The sequence below is a fragment of the Prosthecobacter gellanilyticus genome, from assembly GCF_007992435.1.
Lineage (GTDB): Bacteria > Verrucomicrobiota > Verrucomicrobiia > Verrucomicrobiales > Verrucomicrobiaceae > Prosthecobacter > Prosthecobacter gellanilyticus.
The window spans coordinates 91,208-108,581 of sequence record NZ_BKAG01000019.1; the positions used below are offsets into that span (position 1 = coordinate 91,208).

At 60.5% G+C, this 17,374-nt stretch carries 12 protein-coding genes; 9 read left to right on the forward strand and 3 right to left on the reverse strand.

From position 1 onward, the window contains the following. Nucleotides 1–10: 10 nt before the first annotated feature. From BGE01nite_RS14515 to priA, 5 genes are all read left to right on the forward strand, one after another. Nucleotides 11–1,402 carry a sulfatase family protein gene (locus BGE01nite_RS14515; RefSeq protein ID WP_146851199.1) on the forward strand — a complete coding sequence of 464 codons (1,392 nt, stop codon included), beginning with the start codon at nucleotides 11–13 and terminating at the stop codon, nucleotides 1,400–1,402. A 234-nt stretch (nucleotides 1,403–1,636) separates the two neighbouring features. Further along, nucleotides 1,637–4,075 (forward strand): DUF4838 domain-containing protein, encoded by a 2,439-nt coding sequence (locus BGE01nite_RS14520; RefSeq protein ID WP_146851200.1) that lies wholly within the window; start codon nucleotides 1,637–1,639, stop codon nucleotides 4,073–4,075. A gap of 65 nt (nucleotides 4,076–4,140) precedes the next feature. Beyond that, the gene (gene alr / locus BGE01nite_RS14525) at nucleotides 4,141–5,283 is read left to right on the forward strand and encodes an alanine racemase (protein WP_146851201.1); all 1,143 of its coding nucleotides are present in this window, start codon (nucleotides 4,141–4,143) and stop codon (nucleotides 5,281–5,283) included. Nucleotides 5,284–5,398: 115 nt separating this feature from the next. Next, nucleotides 5,399–5,977, forward strand: coding sequence for a 3'-5' exonuclease (locus BGE01nite_RS14530; protein WP_146851202.1), 579 nt, complete (start codon nucleotides 5,399–5,401; stop codon nucleotides 5,975–5,977). A gap of 111 nt (nucleotides 5,978–6,088) precedes the next feature. Next, the gene (gene priA / locus BGE01nite_RS14535; RefSeq protein ID WP_246145727.1) at nucleotides 6,089–8,404 is read left to right on the forward strand and encodes a replication restart helicase PriA; all 2,316 of its coding nucleotides are present in this window, start codon (nucleotides 6,089–6,091) and stop codon (nucleotides 8,402–8,404) included. A 159-nt stretch (nucleotides 8,405–8,563) separates the two neighbouring features. Here the strand turns inward: priA and BGE01nite_RS14540 are convergent, their stop codons facing one another. Beyond that, entirely contained in the window at nucleotides 8,564–9,421 is an 858-nt protein-coding gene (locus tag BGE01nite_RS14540) for a hypothetical protein (RefSeq protein ID WP_146851203.1), read from the reverse strand. A 136-nt stretch (nucleotides 9,422–9,557) separates the two neighbouring features. Here BGE01nite_RS14540 and BGE01nite_RS14545 point away from each other — a divergent pair, with 136 nt between their 5' ends. From BGE01nite_RS14545 to BGE01nite_RS14560, 4 genes are read left to right on the forward strand one after another with little or no spacing between them, the layout of a single operon-like run. After that, on the forward strand, nucleotides 9,558–10,985 hold the full coding sequence (locus BGE01nite_RS14545; protein ID WP_146851204.1) for an FAD-dependent oxidoreductase: 1,428 nt from the start codon (nucleotides 9,558–9,560) through the stop codon (nucleotides 10,983–10,985). 40 nt (nucleotides 10,986–11,025) lie between these two features. Continuing rightward, nucleotides 11,026–12,447, forward strand: coding sequence for an outer membrane protein assembly factor BamB family protein (locus BGE01nite_RS14550; RefSeq protein WP_146851205.1), 1,422 nt, complete (start codon nucleotides 11,026–11,028; stop codon nucleotides 12,445–12,447). 6 nt (nucleotides 12,448–12,453) lie between these two features. Next, nucleotides 12,454–13,896: a hypothetical protein gene (locus tag BGE01nite_RS14555; protein WP_146851206.1), complete on the forward strand. Its 1,443-nt coding sequence runs from the start codon at nucleotides 12,454–12,456 to the stop codon at nucleotides 13,894–13,896. A gap of 8 nt (nucleotides 13,897–13,904) precedes the next feature. Next, entirely contained in the window at nucleotides 13,905–14,684 is a 780-nt protein-coding gene (locus BGE01nite_RS14560; RefSeq protein WP_146851207.1) for an SDR family NAD(P)-dependent oxidoreductase, read from the forward strand. 243 nt (nucleotides 14,685–14,927) lie between these two features. Here BGE01nite_RS14560 and BGE01nite_RS14565 read toward each other — a convergent pair whose 3' ends face one another. After that, nucleotides 14,928–15,650, reverse strand: coding sequence for a methyltransferase domain-containing protein (locus tag BGE01nite_RS14565; RefSeq protein ID WP_146851208.1), 723 nt, complete (start codon nucleotides 15,648–15,650; stop codon nucleotides 14,928–14,930). A 298-nt stretch (nucleotides 15,651–15,948) separates the two neighbouring features. Beyond that, nucleotides 15,949–17,283 carry a sulfatase-like hydrolase/transferase gene (locus BGE01nite_RS14570; protein ID WP_146851209.1) on the reverse strand — a complete coding sequence of 445 codons (1,335 nt, stop codon included), beginning with the start codon at nucleotides 17,281–17,283 and terminating at the stop codon, nucleotides 15,949–15,951. Between the last annotated feature and the right edge of the window lie 91 nt (nucleotides 17,284–17,374).

Genomic DNA, 17,374 nt, shown 5'->3' on the forward strand with positions numbered 1-17,374 from the left:
CAGGTGCGTCATGCGTCTGCTTGCTCTTGCCACCACTCTTTTGTTTGCGGCTTCGTCCTTCGCGGCCTCGCCTAACATTATTCTGTTTCTCGCGGATGATCTGGGGTATGGGGATCTTGGATGCTACGGGCATCCGATCATCAAGTCGCCGAACCTGGATGCGTTTGCGAAGCAGGGGGTGAGACTGACGCAGTGCTACTCGGGCAGCGCGGTGTGCAGTCCATCGCGCTCGGCGCTGCTGACGGGGCGCACGCCGCATCGGAATGGCGTTTATACCTGGATTGCGGAAGGTGCGGAGGTGCATCTGCGGACCAGTGAGACAACGCTTCCGGAGCTTTTGAAGGGAGCGGGCTACGGAACCTGCCACAGCGGCAAGTGGCATCTCAACGGGCTCTTTAACAATCCCGCGCAGCCGCAGCCGGGCGATCATGGGTATGACTGGTGGATGGCCACGCAGAACAATGCCGCGCCCACGCACGAGAACCCGAACAATTTTGTGCGTAATGGCAAAGCGGTGGGGCAGATGGAAGGTTACTCCGCGCCGCTGGTGGTAAGCGAGGCGGTGACATGGCTGAAGGAGAAGCGTGATGCGACGAAGCCCTTCTTTCTGGCGGTGTGGACGCATGAGCCACACTACCCGATCAAGTCAGATCCGAAGTTCAAGGCGCTGTATCCCGACCTAACAGATTATGTGCAAAAGGAGCATCATGCGAATGTGACGCAGATGGATCATGCTTTTGGCAACTTGATGAAGGCTCTGGATGAGCAAAAGCTGGCGGACAGCACCTTTGTTTTCTTCACGTCTGACAACGGGCCTGAGGGTGATGGCATCAAGACACCGGGTCGTGGTTCCAGTGGCGGTCTGCGCGGACGCAAGCGTGATCTGCATGAGGGCGGCATCCGCGTGCCAGGCATGGCGCGCTGGCCGGGTAAGATCCAAGCGGGAACGACGAGCGATGTGCCGGTGATTGGCAGTGACATGTTTCCGACGATGCTCGCGGTGGCGGGTGTGGAAGCGCCGAAGGACAAGGTGCTGGATGGAGTGAATGTTTTGTCGGTGCTGGATGGCAGCGCGACGAAGGTGACCCGGCCGCAGCCTTTGTTCTGGAGGCTGCACATGGCGCCGAATGCAAAGATCGCCATGCGTGTGGATGAGTGGAAGATCCTGGCGAATGCGGAGCTGACGGAGTTCGAGCTCTATGACATCAACAGCGACCCGCAGGAGGCGACGGATCTCAAGGACAAGGAGGCGGAGAGGTTTGCGGCCATGAAGGCACAGTTGATCAAGCACAATGCGAGCATCGATGCCGAGGGGCCGGACTGGTGGAAACGATTGAGCCCGAATGGTGGTCAGCCGCCGGGGGCGAACAAAGGGAAGAAGAAGAAAAAGGCGGTGGAGTGAGATGGCGTGCTCGTTTGAAGATGCGGGACCCCTTTGGGGTCCGCGCTTTGATGAAAACGTCAGGATCGTCCAGGCTCGTCCAGGGGAGCTCTCGCTAAGGCTCGGCACCCCTTCGCTGTGAGGCGGAAGGCACGTTGGCCTTCGATGCACTTGGTGGGTGGATCATGGAGTCAGTCTTGATGACGAGAGGTTCGCTGTGAAACAGCCTCGCGGGCTGGGGCGTTCTTTGGCTCCATGCTCAAGAATGCTTTTGTCTGGTTTCTGCTGGTCTTCGTCTCTCCCATTCACGCGGTGGAGACATTCTTGGCGAAGGATGGGCGGGCTTTCATGGAGGTCACTTATGCGGGGGAAGCTTTGAAGACTGCGGCGACGGAGCTTGCGGGGATGCTGACACGGATCACGGGGGCGGAGTTTGTCTGCAAGGCATCGGAGTCGGAGTCGGGCATTCATCTGGCGCTGCAGAAGGAGGCGGTGACACTCACGGGACGTGAAGGTTATCACCTCGAGTCGTTTGGCGATCGCATTGAGATCACGGGCGCGACTCCGCAGGCGGTGGAGCATGCGGTGTGGGATCTGCTGCATCGCGTGGGGTTTCGGCAGTTCCTGCCGGGGAAGACTTGGGAGGTGGTGCCATCGAAGCCTTCGTTGAGTGTGGATGTAAAGGTCACGACTTCGCCGGACTATCATTCGCGGCGTATCTGGGCGGGGTTTGGATACTTGAAGGAACGTGAGGCGGTGGTGGAAGAGTGGAACCGGCGTAATCGTGCCACGAGTGGCATCACGCTGAACACAGGGCATGCCTATGATCACATCATGGACAGGCATGCGAAGGTCTTTGAGCAGCATCCGGAGTATCTGGCGATGGTGGATGGGAAGCGGCAGAAGCCGAAGTTTTGCACGTCGAATGCGGAACTACGGAAGCTGGTCGTTGAAGATGCCTTGGCGCAGTTTGCGGCGCAGCCGGATCTTGATTCGGTGTCTTGTGATCCGAGTGATGGAGGTGGCTGGTGTGAATGTGCGGAGTGCGCGAAGATCGGCAGCGTGACGGATCGCGCGCTGCTGCTGGCGAATGATGTGGCTGCATCGGTGGACAAGGCGCATCCGGGCCGGATGGTGGGCATGTATGCTTACAATGAGCATTCGCCGCCGCCCTCCATCGAGGCGCATCCGCAGGTGGTGATCAGTGTGGCAACGGGGTTTATCCGTGGAGGCTATACCATTGATCAATTGCTGGATGGCTGGAGCGCGAAGGCACGCACGCTGGGCATCCGCGAGTACTACAGCGTGAACGCCTGGGATCGTGATCTGCCAGGCGCGGCGCGTGGTGGGAACATCGATTACCTGCGCACGACGATTCCGCACTTTCATGCGCGGGGTGCACGCTTCATGTCCGCAGAGGCGAGTGACAACGCAGGCCCGAACGGGCTTGGATGCTATCTCGCAGCGCGGATGTTTTGGGATGTGGATGAGGCGAAGAAGATTGATGCCTTGGTCACGGACTTTTTGGAGTCCTCATTCGGCGCTGCGAGTGGACCGATGCGGAAGTTTTATGAGATGCTGGATGGCAGCAAGAAGCCATCTTTGAGCGATGATCTTCTGGGGCGCATGTGGAGGAGGCTTCAGGAGGCCCGTGGCCTAACCAAGGATAAAGCTATTCTGGCGAGGCTGGATGATCTGGCGCTCTACACGCACTACTGCGGACTGTATCTGGACTACAGCAGCGCTTCGGGCAAAGAGCGGCAGGCGGCGTTTGAGGCGATGTTTCGCTTTCTCTGGCGCATTCGTGACACGGGCATGGTGCATGTGAAAGCACTGTGGCGTGATGTGCCGAACCGTGACAAGGGAGTGACGCTGCCGCCGGGAGCGAAATACAATGATCCGGAGGCTGCGAATCCGTGGAAGACGGGTGTAGCCCTCAAACCTGAGGAGATTGCCAAGCTGGTGGATGAAGGGGTGGAGAAGAGGAAGCTGCTCGATTTCGAACCGGTGGCTTTCAGCATGAAGCTGGTGCCTGCGACGAAGCTGAAGCTAACGGAGGTTCCGCGTGGCAATGCAGGCATCTATCTGCGCGGTGTGCGGGATTTTTGGACGTGGGTCGATGCTGCACCTGCCACGATTTCGCTCACCGGCACAGCGGGCGTCATTTATCCGAATCGGGGACCGGCCAAGATGGAGCTGTATCCGCTGGCGGAAGCGGAGCTGAAATCGGTGGCGCATCTGGAGATCGATCCGGACAAGAAGCCGCATGAGTTGAAGATGGGGACGAAGTTCCCGGGGCTGCATCGGATCGAGGTCACGGACTCCACGCAGGGCACTTCCATTACATGGCAGGATGGAATGCCGATGACCATCGTCAGCAGCATGGAGCAGCCGGCGAAGCTGTTTGGCCGCTGGCACCTGTATTTCTATGTGCCGAAGGGCACGAAGATGGTGGGTGGATACTCGGACGGCGAGGGGCTCATGCTCGATCCGGAGGGCAAGACGGTGCACACCTTCAGCGCGAAGCCGGGCTACTTCAGCATGAAGGTTCCTAAGGGCATGGACGGGCAGCTTTGGAGCTTTAAGCATACCAGCGGACAACGGCAGCTCATGACGGTGCCACCTTGTCTGGCCCGGGACGCCAGCGAGCTACTGCTGCCGGAGGAAGTGGTGGTCAAAGAAACGCAGCAATAGGCGCGATCGTGAAGCGCCCGCTTGCCTTTCGGGCCTTGCCGGGGAACATCCCGGTTCATAGATTGATGTCCGCCGCTTCTTCCAACCTTTTCGATGACGAATCCATCCGCCCGACCCGGGTGGAGGTGGATCTGGGACAGCTGAGCCGGAATCTGGCGGCCATTCGTGCGCATGTGGGCAGTGCCAAGGTCATGGCCGTGGTCAAGGCGAATGCTTATGGGCATGGCCTGGTGGCGGTGGCGCAGGAAATGGTGCGCTGCGGAGTGGATTCACTCGGTGTGGCGCTGCTGGAGGAGGCGGTGATTTTGCGCCAGGCAGGCATCACGGCACCGATCCTGGTGTTTGGTGGCATCGCAGAGACACAGATTCCGATTTTCATCCGTCATGACCTGACGCTCACGGCACCATCGATTGACAAGCTGCGGCTGATTGACAATGCGGCGTCATCCATGGGCGTGACGGCAAGAGTGCATCTCAAAGTGGATACCGGCATGGAGCGGCTGGGCATCCATCACTACAGCGCGGAGAAGCTGCAGCAGGCGAGCCTGCAAGCGAAGCATGTCCAGGTGGAGGGCATCTACTCGCACTTCGCCAATGCGGATGCGGCGGATCTCACGCATGCGCGCACGCAGCTTGAGCGATTTCTTGAAGTGCTGAGCTTTTACGAGAAGCACAGCCTGCCGACACCGCTGCGGCACATCGCGAACAGCGGGGGCATTTTGCAACTGCCGGAGAGTCATCTGGATCTCGTGAGACCGGGCATCATGCTGTATGGTGTGTATCCTAGCGAAGAATGCGCACGCAGCGTGCTGATCCAACCCGCGCTGACGTGGAAGAGCCATGTGGCCTACTTTAAAGTGGTGCAATCCAACAGTCCGGTGAGCTATGGCAGCACCTGGGAGAGTGATCATGCGGTGCGTGTCGTCACGGTGCCTGTGGGCTATGGCGATGGTTACTTTCGCGCGCTTTCCAACAAGGCGGAGGTGATCATCCGTGGTCAGCGACATCCGGTGGCGGGTCGTGTATGCATGGACCAGATCATGGTGAACCTCGAGTGGGGCACCGCCTACTATCGTGATGAAGTCATTTTGCTAGGCAAGCAAGGCAAGCAGCAGGTCACGGCGGAGGATCTGGCGAACTGGGCAGGGACGATTCCCTATGAAGTGCTGACAAACATCAACACACGAGTGCCACGAGTTTATTATTAGTTAGGCTCGCTCGCTGAATAAATCGCCGAATTAAGCGTGATTGTGGCTGCGCTGAAAGCATCCCGAGACTAGGCTCGCGTTCGGGCTGACCTTGCGTCAACCCACCGCTCCACTCATGAACCTCATCATCTTTGACCTCGAAACCACCGGACTGTCACCTCTCTACCATGAGATCATCCAGATTGCGGCGGTGAAGGTGCGGGCAGGGCAGTGGGAAGATGAGGAGCTGTTTGACACCTTCGTGCAGCCTCGGCAGCGGATCTCGGATTTCATCACGGGACTGACGGGGATCACCGAGGACCATGTGGCCGAGGCACCTTCCCCAGCAGATGCGCTGATGAGCTTTTCCCGCTTCATCGGTGCCGAGGGCGCCATGCTGATCGCGCACAACGGGCCGTGCTTTGACATGCGCTTCATTGCCGAGAACTGCACCCGCCACGGGCTGCCTGTGCGCAAGACAGAGAATCTGGATTCCCGGGCCTTTTCCCGCAAGATCTGGGGCGGACGCAGTGGTCATGGGCTGGACCCGATCCTGGACCGGCTGGGTGTTTCCACGGCCGGTGTGAGGCGCCATGATGCGCGCGGTGATGTGCATCTGCTGACCCAGGCCGTGCGGAAGATGTGGGGCCGACTGGTGCCTGACTTCCAAACCTGTCCAGTCACGACGAAGATCGGGGTGATCCCGGCGGTGTGATGGATGCCGTCGAGATCCACGATCTCGTCGAGATTCGTTCGAGATCGAGCACCTCCTTTCACCTTCGCCAACGCATTCGACACATCGCCTGAACTCGTTTATGAGCGGTCGATGCCCACCGACCAGCTCAACCTCTTCGCCAGCGATGCTCCTGCCCAGGAGCCTGTGGTCGAGCTTGGTGACATGCCGGGCGTGGCCCGTGTGCAGCTTGAAGGCTCCGCCGCGCTGGAGCTGGACTATGGTATTCCGGAGAAAATGGCCGCACGCATCGGCGTGGGCACGCGGGTGATGGTGCCTTTGCAAAATCAGAAGGTGCCGGCGGTGGTGATCGAGCTGCTGCAGAGCTCGGAGCATCGCGGCAAGCTGAAGGAAGTTTCCAGCATTGTGGGTTCGCGGCCGATGTTCACTCCGGGATTGCTGAAACTCGCAGACTGGGTGGCGGAGTACTACATCGTGCCGGTGCATCGGGTGCTGCGGGCTATGCTGCCGCAGGCAGTGCGGGACAAGCCGGAGACCTTTCTCACGGACAGTCATCTCAAGCTGGTCAAGGAACCTCCAGCGGATGTGCTGGAGAAGATGCATGCCCGAGCGCCAATGCAGGCGCGGGTGATCGAGGAACTACGCCGCCGCAAAGGCGAGGCCACGCTGAGCGAGCTGCGCCGGGATCTGCCCAGTGCCACCACGGTGGTGAAGGCGCTGCTGAAGCATGGCTGGATCAGCCGCAGTGAGATCCGCGTGGAGCGTGATCCTTTTCAAACGGAGGAGTTCCTGCCCACGCTGCCACTGACACTCACGGAAGAGCAGCAGGCGGCGTATGATCATGTCATCGGGGCTCTTCAAAAGCCTGAGGAGGCCAAACCTATTTTGCTTCATGGCGTGACAGGCAGTGGCAAGACGGAGGTTTATCTGCAAGCGATCGCCGAGGTGCTGAAGAAGGGTCAGACGGCGCTGGTGCTGGTGCCGGAGATCAGCCTCACGCCGCAGACCATTGAGCGATTCAAGGCGCGCTTTTCCGAGAAGAAGGACAGCATTGCCGTGCTGCACAGCCATCTGAGTGATGGCGAGCGGCATGATGAGTGGTTCAAGGTGCAGGAAGGCCGCGCGGACATTGTGATCGGGGCGCGCAGCGCGATCTTTGCTCCGCTGGAGAGACTGGGGCTGATCATCGTGGATGAGGAGCATGAGCCGAGCTACAAGCAGGAGGACACGCCGCGCTATCAGGCGCGAGACCTGGCCGTGCTGAGAGGGCGCATCGAGCGCTGCCCGGTGCTGCTGGGCTCGGCCACACCGAGTCTGGAGTCCTTTCAGAATGCGCTCATGGGCAAGTATGACTTGGTGCGCATGACGAAGCGCACGGATGGCAAGTCCATGCCGCTGATCCGCATCATCGACATGCGTCTGCAGCGCCGGAAAGGCACGGGTACGACGATTGCGAATGCGACGATCCTTTCGGAGAAGCTGCGCACGGCGATCACGACAAGGCTGGAGAAGAAGGAGCAGACGATTCTCTTCCTCAACCGGCGCGGATTTCACACCACGCTGGACTGCGCCTCCTGCGGCGAGGTGGTGCAGTGCCAAGACTGTGCGATCCCGATGACGCTGCACAAGGCGGACAACCGGCTGGTCTGCCACATCTGCGGCGCGCGCCGCGTGCCGCCGACGAAGTGCCCGAGCTGCAAGGAGCCTGGATTGAAATACGGCGGCTTCGGCACGGAGCGTGTGGAGGCAGCGGTGCGCGAGGTGTTTCCCAAGGCGCGCATTGCGCGTGTGGACACGGACACGATGCAGAGGAAGAACCAGCTGCGTGACACGCTGAGGGACTTTCGAGCGCAGAAGCTGGACATCCTGATTGGCACCCAGATGATCGCCAAGGGGCTGGACTTTCCGAACGTGACACTGGTGGGTGTGCTGAATGCGGACACGGCGCTGAACATTCCGGACTTCCGCGCTGCCGAACGAACTTTGCAACTCCTCATCCAGGTGGCGGGACGCGCAGGACGTGGCGAGCTGAAAGGCGAGGTGTATGTGCAGACGCATGCGCCACACAGCCCGGCGATCCAGTTCAGCCGGCACAATGACTTTGAAGGCTTCTCTGACCAGGAGCTGGAGCACCGGAGGGCTTTCAAGTATCCGCCCTACAGTCACATGGTGCTGGTGAGCAGCCGTGGGAAGCATGAGACGCAGGCGGAGTTCACGCTGCAGACGCTGCACAAGCGCCTGCTGCAAGGTCTGCCGGATGGAACGATCATGGGCGAGCCGACGCCGTCCTCTTTGTCAAAGGCGCATGGACAGTTCCGGTTTCAGCTGCTGATGCGGTCGGACCGGATTCGTCCGCTGGCGAGGCATATCCAGACGGTGATGGAGACGCTTTCTCCGCCGCCGGATATTCTGGTGACTTGGGATGTGGATCCGGTGAGTTTGACGTGATGGGAAGCGCCAATGAGCGACACATACCATGTGCGCAGAGAACGTGTTCGCTGTTAGGTGGCGTTGAGTGCGAACAGTAGCGGTGTCGACGATGCAAGGGTGCCCTTGCATCTCTGCCACCGCACTCCGGGACGCTGGCGCGACTTCGAACGGGCCAATCTACTTCGTTTGATCTTTGACGACGTCGCGGGCGATTTTGAGGACGTCTTTGCCGACGTCTAGCATGCCGCTTTTGTCGTCTTTTTCCTTCTTCTCAGGGAGCGGGGTGCCGGGGGCGCCGCTGGGGTTGTAGGATTTGACGTCGGGCAGAGGGACGGGCTTGCCGGTGGTGGCATCGATGACGGTTTCCTGCTTCTGCTGCGGAGGTGGCTTGGGGGCTTCCTCGGGCTTCTTCTCAGGTGTGGCTGGAGGGGTCTCGGGTTTCTTTTCGGGGAGAGACTCCGGGGGCTTGGCGTCGGTCATTTTTGGCTCTGCAGCCTTGGTGCGGACGGCTTGGTAGAGCAGGTTGTAGTTATGCCGGATGGCGGCGGGGAAGGACACGCGGCCAGCCTCGACGATTTTTTCGCGGAGGAGTTTGGAGGAGAGGTCCGCGACGAGATCCGTGCCGATCTTCACGGCGCGGTCGACATACGGCGCGGCGACGGAGGTGGAGGCGGAGGCGCCGCCTTTGATAAGCTCGCTGCTGATGGTGCGGCCCTGGAGGGCGAGGCTGCTTTGCGCCGTAACGAGGGTGCCATCCGCAGCGAAGCTGAGCTCGAGGCTGGCGTGGTCGTCACTGGCCATGAAGCCACGGACGTGGTCGATACGCACGGAGACAAAGATACCGCCGTCCGGAGATGGGGAGGTCTCGGGCTGATAGGTGCGGTAGAGGGCCTCGGAGATTTCATACTCGGCGGCCTTGCCTTTGCGGGCCTTCCATCCGCCCAGGCTGGTGCCAAAGCCTTCCATATCGATCTCCACGGCGGCGAACGTGGGTGTGGCGAGCAGGAGGGCGAGGAGGAGGTAGCGGGCTTTCATGGCGGGTAACGGGCCGTCAGGCGGGGAGGCGAGGTTAAACTGGTTCTTTGGCGTTCTTATTCAAGCGAGTTTCACCCTTGTGCGGTCGGAGGGGGATGCACGAAGGTCGCCTATACGACCGTATTTTCCGCCCCCCATGACGCCTTCTTCCCCTTCTGACCTCAAGCGCCGCTCCTTTTTGCGCGCGGCTTTCTCTGGTGCTGCCATCACCCCTGGCCTGCTTTCGGCGGCAGAGGTGGAAAAGGCGATCTCCCAGAGCGAGGGGCAGTTTCATGAGCCGGCGCAGGATCTGAAGCTGGTGCAGGATGCGGACGTGATCGTTTGCGGCGCGGGTCCGGCGGGGATCGCGGCGGCCATCACGGCGGCACGGGCCGGGGCCAAGGTGCGGGTGTTTGAATGGCGCGGCTGCCTGGGCGGTGTGTGGACGGCGGGGCTGCTGGGCTATCTGCTGGATTTCGACAAGCCGGGGTTCAACCAGGAACTGCTGAAGCGTCTGGATGAACGCGACATGCGCCGTGGCACGAGCAAGGGCAGTGTGGTGTATGAGCCTGAGGGCATGAAGCTGCTGCTGGAGGAGATGTTTGTGGAGGCGGGCATCCAGTTTCAACTGCACACGCGGGTGGCGGCTGCCTACAAGGAGGGGAAGCGTCTAACCACGATTGTGACAGATTCCAAATCAGGCCGGCAGGCATGGAGCGCGCCGGTTTTCATCGACACGACGGGTGATGGGGACCTCGGCGCGCTGGCGGGATGCAGCTTTGAGTATGGCGAGGCGGAGGCCTGCCCGTGCCAGCCGATGTCGCTCAATGCGCTGCTGGTGTGCAAGGATGCGTCGGCGCTGGCTTCCTACATTCATCAATCGGATCCGAGCAAGGCGGACGGCATCGCCAAAGATGCGTTCCTGGCGGAGATCAAGCGCACGGAGCATTTCCCTTCCTACGCCAAGCCGACGCTGTGGCAGGTGCGGGACAATTTGCTCCTGGTGATGATGAATCATCAGTATGGCGTGCCTTGCTTTGATGCGGCGAAGATCACGGAGGCCACGGTGCATGCACGTGTGGAGCTGCACAAGATCGTCAACGGACTGCGTAAGCTGGGCGGGCCGTGGGAAGGCCTGCAGATCGCGGCCACGGCGGAGCAGATCGGCGTGCGTGACGGGCGACGCATCGCGGGACGTTACACGGTGAGCAAGGATGATCTGATCAATGGGGCGCGCTATGAGGATGCGGTGGTGAGGCCGACCTTCCCGGTGGACATCCATGCGCTGAGCAAGGAGGCGAACAAGACGGCGGCCTACAGCAATGCGGGTGTGAAGGTGAAGCCCTATGATGTGCCGCTGCGTGCGCTGATTGCGAAAGATGTCGATGGTCTCATGATGGCAGGACGCTGCATCAGCGGTGATTTCATCGCGCATGCGAGCTATCGTGTGACGGGCAACTCGGTGGCGATGGGCGAGGCGGCGGGTGTGACGGCGGCGCTGGCGGCGGCGAGCAAACGGCTGCCGCAGGACGTTCCGTGGTCCGAAGGCGAGACCAAGCTGAAAGCGCTCGGGCAGCGGGTGTAGGCTGATATAGCCTCATGCCTTCACTCGTAGTGAAAGGCGCATGAAGCTGACCACCACCCTCTTTCTGCTCACGACATCGCTCTTTGCCGAGGACTGGTCACAGTTCCGCGGCGGCAATGGGAGCGGTGTTTCTAATTCGAAAGGGCTGCCGGAGTCTTTCTCGACGGACTCTAATATCGCGTGGAAGGCGAAGATCGGAGATGGGGTGGGAGCGCCGATTGTGAAGAACGGTCGTGTCATCAGCACGGCCATGGTGGCGGATGAAAAGGCGGCGGTGTTTGCTTTTGACATCGCCAGCGGCAGTCAGGTGTGGCGCACGGAATTTGAGACCGGCAAGCTGCCGCGCATCACGCCGCCGAACAGTCATGCGTCATCGACTCCGGCCACGGATGGCGAGCGTGTGTATGTGTACTTCAGCACGCTGGGGCTGATCGCTTTTGATTTCGGCACGGGAAAAGAAGCCTGGCGCTATGCGATGCCGAAGCCTGCGTATCTCATGGACTGGGGCGCGGCTTCATCTCCCATCGTGCATGATGGAATGGTGATCTTCTGCCAGGATGATGATCTGGCGCCTTTCCTGGTGGCGGTGGATGCGAAGACGGGAAAAGAGAAGTGGAAGACGCTGCGCAAGGAGATGCTGGCGGGATACTCGCTGCCGGTGCTGTGCGAAGCGAACGGAAGGACGGACCTGGTGGTGGCGGGCAGCGGCAAGCTGAAGGGCTATGATCCGGCCACGGGCAAAGAACTGTGGACCTGCAACACGCTGCTGCGCACCATCATGACCTCTCCGGTGGTGCATGACGGCGTGATCTACATCGCGGTGCAGAGCTATGGAGATGCGACGCGCACGCTGAAGCATGCTTTGTTAGAATGGCTGGACACGAACCAGGACAAGATCCTCTCCCGTGAGGAGACTCCGAAGGAGTTTCATGAGCGGTTCGATGCCTCGGACAAGAACAAGGACAAGGTGATCGGGCCGGAGGAGATCGACACGGCCTTTCAAAGCCCGGACAACATGGCGGCGGGCGGGAACATCATCCAGGCGATCAAGGGCGGCGGCAGTGGTGATGTGACAAAAACGCATGTGCTCTGGAACATTGATCCGAAGTCGCCCTCGAACCTTTCTTCGCCACTGTTTTACAACCAACGGCTCTATGTGGTGAAGAGCGGCGGGATGTCGAGCTGCTACGATGCGAAGGACGGGAAGATGCTGTGGGAGCGCAGTCGGCTGGGAAATTTTGGCGACTACTTTGCCTCGCCCATCGCGGCTGGCGGCAAGGTGTACATCGCAGGGAAGAACGGGTTTGTAGTGGTGCTGGAGGACGGGCCGGAGCTGAAGGTGCTGGGGAAGAATGACATCGGCGAGGAGATCATCGCCACGCCGGCGATCGCGGATGGACGGCTCTTCATCCGCACGCGTGAAAATCTCTTTTGCGTGTCAGGCAGTGCTCCCCAACCTTGAGGCATCATGTGGAGATCCTTTTTTCTCAGTCTTGTCCTGACCGCGAGCGCTCTCGCGGGTCCGAAAGTCACCCTCGTCATCGGTGAGAAGGCGCATGCGCTGGACAAGGTGGCGGCCGAGCAGATCGCGACGGATTTCAAAGCGCTCTTTGAAGCGGAGACGAGCATTCAGAGCACGGTTCCTGCGGATGGAGGTCATGTGGTGCTTGTGGGCAGTCCGCAGTCCAATCCGGCGATTGCCGCAGAGGCGTGGCCGAAGATCACGGAGCAGGGCCTTGTGATCAAAAGCACACCGAAGGGGCTGATCATCGGCGGAGGCTGCCCTCCGGCCACGATCTGGGCCGCGAGCGAGCTGGCGCATCACTTTGGCATCCGGCATCTGCTGCAGGGAGATGTGCTGCCGGTGGAGAAGCCTGCGTTCAAACTCGATGGGCTCGACATGGTGCTGGAGCCGAAGATTCTGCAACGCGGCTGGAGCATGTTTAACGGAGTGGCCACAGGCGCGGAGTCCTGGAGCAAGGCGGAGCATCTGGCGCTGATGAAGCAGCTTGTGAAGCTGAAGTATAACCATGTGTTGCTTCCCCAGCATCTGCGTGCGCCAGCCTCCATCTCTGTGGAGGGTGACGTGGGCGGCAGGAAGGCTTTTGGGGGTGCAAAGGTGTTTCCATCCGGCGAACCCATTCCTGATCTCAGTGCTGAAGCCACGGCCATGGGCCTGGTGGCGGTGCCGCAGGATTTTGTGACGCTGCCTCTTGGGGCGAGCTCGACGAGCGTGCTGCCGCAGATCACGCTGGACGCGGTGGAGCGCCGCCTGCGCACGGTCATCAAGTACAATGCAGGCAGCTTCCTGGCAGGTGCGCAGATCCCGGGTGATCTGAATGCCTCCGCTTACTTCACCAGCCGGGTGAGTTTTGATGAGAAGGTCACGCCGGCCTCCGCACTGAACGATCTGGTGCTGACGATCTGCGGTGATGGCGTGACCGAGCGTGTGCAGAAGGCCCTGGATCTCATCAGCCAGGCCACGGCACTCATCGAGAAGAACGATCCTGAGCTGGGTGTGCCGAATGCGGAGATCTTCCTCCGGCATCTGCAATCCAAGGAGGCTCTGCCCGCGTGGATCACGGAGGCAAAGACGCTCTACACAGGCGCGATGAGCGAGATGTTCCGAGCCAACACTCGTGCCCGTGAAGGTGCGAGATCCTTCACGCTGTATCACGCGAAGCGACTGGAGTTCACGGTGCATTTCTTCACGGCTCTGGAGGCGCTTTATAAAGCGCATGATGCGGCCACCAGGGATGAGGCGCTCGAGGGAGGCATTGAAGCCATTTACAATGCGCTGAACTCCTGGTCAGATGTGGCGCGTGACAGCAGTGATCGCGGTGCCATCGCTCTGCTGAATGAGTATGGTTATCGAGTTTTGCTGAAAGCCAGTGAAGGAGAGGGCAAGTAGGTCAGGCCATGGCTATTCTGGATCGCTTCAAACTCACGGGCCATCGTGCTTTGATCACGGGTGGCTCGCGGGGGCTTGGGCTGGAGATGGCACGCGCTTTAGGTGAAGCAGGGGCGGAGCTGGTGATCTCAGGGTCAAATGCGGAGCATCTGCAAAAGGCCTGTGAACAGCTCAGTGGTGAGGGGTCGAAGGTCAGTGCCGTGCAGGCGGACCTTTCGAAGCCGGAGGAGGCCGAGAGACTTTGTGACGTGGTGCTGCGCGATCATGCGCCCATCGATATTCTCATCAACAATGTGGGTGGACGGCGCATCAACATTCCGACGGAAGAACTGCCGCTGGAGGAGTGGCAACGGATCATGGATCTCAATCTGACGCAGTCCTTCATTCTCACGAAGCGTCTCGGCGCGGCAATGATTCCGCGGAAGTGGGGGCGCATCATCAACATCTCCTCGATCAATGCCTTCTGGCCTGGGAAGGCGATGCGCGGGAGGAGCTATGAGGCTTCCAAGGGTGCGCTGACGATGTTTACGAAGGCGGTGGCGGCGGACTGGGCCGTGCATGGGATCACGGTGAATGCGATCGCCCCTGGTCCATTCCTCACGGACGCTAACCAACGATGGATTCATGAGAAGCCAGAATTTGAGGGCGAGGTCGCCGACAGCATTCCGATGGGGCGCTGGGGTAGACCTGAGGAGATCGGGCCGCTGGCGCTTTATTTGGCCGGTGATGCGAGCAGTTATATGACGGGCAGTGTGCTGGTGATTGATGGTGGGAAGCTGCTGTGGTGAGGCATCTGGGATTGGATCGGGAGTGACACCTCGACCCATGGGAAGGAGCGGGACCCACGTTGGGGTCCGACGTGGGAGGGGAAGTTGGATGGCAGGTTCCAGGGGAGCACTCGCCAAGGCTCGGCACCCCTTCGCTGTGATGCGGAAGGCCTTTGGCCTTCAAGCACTCGATTGATGCTGCGCAAGTCGTGGGCTCATCTTGCGGGGAAGATGGCTACTATGCTGGCGCGTCATCGGAGCTGATCATTTCCGGATCCAGCGGGTGCCGAGGGCGACACTCCATTGGTATTTGCGGGCGTGCTCGCGGATGAGGAAGGGGAGGTCTTTTTCGGTGGCGAGATCGAAGTGTTCCGAGAGCACGGATTTGAGCCAGTCGCGGGTAGAGCCTTGGGGCCAGTTTCCACGGGGGGTGAAGTCTTCCAGCCAGGTGCAGGGGGTGGTGAGAAGGAGCTGGCAGCCGGGGTTCACGAGGGAGGGCAGGCGCTCGATGAGGAGCTGCGGGTCGGTGAGACGGCAAAGTAGGTTAGCAGCGTGCACGAGGTCGAAGCTGCCAAGATCCTCGCGAAGATGCATGGCATCGCCTTGCTCGAACTGGACGCGGTCACGGGGGCAGTCGGCGGGGACTTGGGCGAGGAGCTCGGTGGTCGCGGAGGCTTCGTCGAGACGCTGGTAGGGAAGGTCGGATGATTTTAGCGCTTTGGCGGCGTCGATGAAGCTGTGGCTGTAGTCGATGCCGATGATGGTCTGGCAGTGCTTGGCGAGTTCGAAGCTGGAGCGGCCGACGGCGCAGCCGAGATCGAGGGCTGTGTATGGATGGCGCGTGAAGTCCGCGAGCTCGGTCACAGTGCGGACGGCGAAACCGAGGGCTTCGCGCGGCCCCCAGCTCCAGGGGAGGACCTCGGAGGGAGACCCGTAGTGGAAGAGGAGGTATTCATCGAGCAGGCGGCGGGTTTCGTAGATGTTCACGGGGACGGGAGCGGGAGGTGGGGAGTGGAAAGGATCATACGCCAGAGAGGGATGATGCGGCGAAAAAGAAGATCCCTCACCCTGTTTTGCGGGATGGATGCTAGGGGACGCGGACTTCTCGCCCCCTTCCAGGGGGCGGACCTGAATGGGTGTATGTGTGGCGTTATTCCAGGGGTTGCACTACACCGCTTCGCGGTTTCGTTTCACCCCTGGCTACCAGCTTTCGAGCCTCCAGCTCGCCAATCCACGCTGGGAGGGCCTATTCAGATACGGGTGCCAACATCAGCTAGACTTGGACTCACTCTTCTTTCTGCTTGGTCTTCTTGTTACCTTTTTTGTTGGGCTTGCGTTGTTCTTCGCCGTTCCAGCGGCGATCTTCCCAGCGTGGGGGTTGCATGGAGGCGTCCCACTTTTCCCAGAGGGTTTGAAGCTCGGCTTTCTTGGTGGGGTTTTCGGTGGAGAGGTCTTTTTGCTCGCCGGGGTCGGTGGCGAGGTTCACGAGCATGGGGTCCATGTCCTTGGAGGCTTTGACGAGCTTCCAGTCCCCCTGACGGACGGCGTGCTGCACGCCGAAACGGAAGTAGAGCTCACGCGGGGCGAGCTTGTCCTGTTTGCCTTCGAGCAGAGGGAGGAGGTTCACGCCATCGAGATCGACCTTCAGAGGTTCCGCACCAGCGGCGGCGAGGGCAGTGGGGAGGACATCAAGCTGGATGACAGGGTCATTCACCACACGGCCTGCGGGCACGTGGCCTTTCCATTGGGCCATCCAGGTGACACGCACGCCGCCTTCCCAGACGAACCATTTGTGACCGCGCAGGCCCATCTGCTCCGAGATGGGTGAGGCGCCGCCGTTGTCGCTGATGCAGAAGATGAGAGTGTTTTCTTCGAGTTTGAGATCGCGGAGCTTGGTCATGACGGTGCCGATGGCTTCATCAGCCTCGCCGATGATGGCGGCGTATTCGCCCGTGCGCTTTTCGAGGTGCTTGAATTTCTCCAGCCACTTTGGCGAGGCGACGTGCGGGGTGTGCACGGCATTGAAGGAGAGGGCGAGGAAGAAGGGTTTGTCTTTGTTAGACTCAATAAAGCCGCAGGCTTCGCGGGCATAGATGGGCGAGGTGATGGGTTCGCCTTCGAGCTCTTTCAAGAGTTCGGAGCCGCGATAGAAGGACGGGCCTTTGCCTTCGCCGAGATTGCCGACGGTGCCCATGGAGAAGTCAAAGCCACGGGCCTGGGGGAGGAACTCGGCGGAGGTATCGCCAAGATGCCATTTGCCGACGAGGCCGGTGGTGTAACCGGCGGGTTTCAGGTGCTGGGCGATGGTCTTTTCACTGAGCAGGAGCTCACGACCTTCACGGGTGGGATTGGCATCGTGACCGGTGCGGGCTTGATAACGGCCGGTCATCAGGCCGACGCGACCGGGTGAGCACACACAACCGCTGGAGTAGCCGTTGGTGAAGCGCACGCCGGACGAGGCGATGGAGTCCATGTTCGGGGTCTCAACGAGCTTGCCGCCATAGGCGCCGGGCTGGGCCCAGGCCATGTCGTCGAGGTAGAAGACGAGGATGTTTGGCTTTTGAGCGGAGAGCAGAGGGCTTAGGGCGGAGAGGAAGAGGAGGGCGAGGAAGGTTTTCATGACTGTTGGTTAGGTCAGAGGCGTCTTGAGATGGCGGGGTGCGCAGAGATTGGCCTGAGGATTGCGGACGCTTGATGCGCTCGTTAGCGGT

What these genes read in the sequence shown, in the direction of transcription:
- BGE01nite_RS14515 (WP_146851199.1), top strand. Translation starts at nt 11, where the DNA reads ATGCGTCTGCTTGCTCTTGCCACCACTCTTTTGTTTGCGGCTTCGTCC.
- BGE01nite_RS14520 (WP_146851200.1), top strand. Translation starts at nt 1,637, where the DNA reads ATGCTCAAGAATGCTTTTGTCTGGTTTCTGCTGGTCTTCGTCTCTCCC.
- alr (WP_146851201.1), top strand. Translation starts at nt 4,141, where the DNA reads ATGTCCGCCGCTTCTTCCAACCTTTTCGATGACGAATCCATCCGCCCG.
- BGE01nite_RS14530 (WP_146851202.1), top strand. Translation starts at nt 5,399, where the DNA reads ATGAACCTCATCATCTTTGACCTCGAAACCACCGGACTGTCACCTCTC.
- priA (WP_246145727.1), top strand. Translation starts at nt 6,089, where the DNA reads ATGCCCACCGACCAGCTCAACCTCTTCGCCAGCGATGCTCCTGCCCAG.
- BGE01nite_RS14540 (WP_146851203.1), bottom strand. Translation starts at nt 9,421, where the DNA reads ATGAAAGCCCGCTACCTCCTCCTCGCCCTCCTGCTCGCCACACCCACG.
- BGE01nite_RS14545 (WP_146851204.1), top strand. Translation starts at nt 9,558, where the DNA reads ATGACGCCTTCTTCCCCTTCTGACCTCAAGCGCCGCTCCTTTTTGCGC.
- BGE01nite_RS14550 (WP_146851205.1), top strand. Translation starts at nt 11,026, where the DNA reads ATGAAGCTGACCACCACCCTCTTTCTGCTCACGACATCGCTCTTTGCC.
- BGE01nite_RS14555 (WP_146851206.1), top strand. Translation starts at nt 12,454, where the DNA reads ATGTGGAGATCCTTTTTTCTCAGTCTTGTCCTGACCGCGAGCGCTCTC.
- BGE01nite_RS14560 (WP_146851207.1), top strand. Translation starts at nt 13,905, where the DNA reads ATGGCTATTCTGGATCGCTTCAAACTCACGGGCCATCGTGCTTTGATC.
- BGE01nite_RS14570 (WP_146851209.1), bottom strand. Translation starts at nt 17,283, where the DNA reads ATGAAAACCTTCCTCGCCCTCCTCTTCCTCTCCGCCCTAAGCCCTCTG.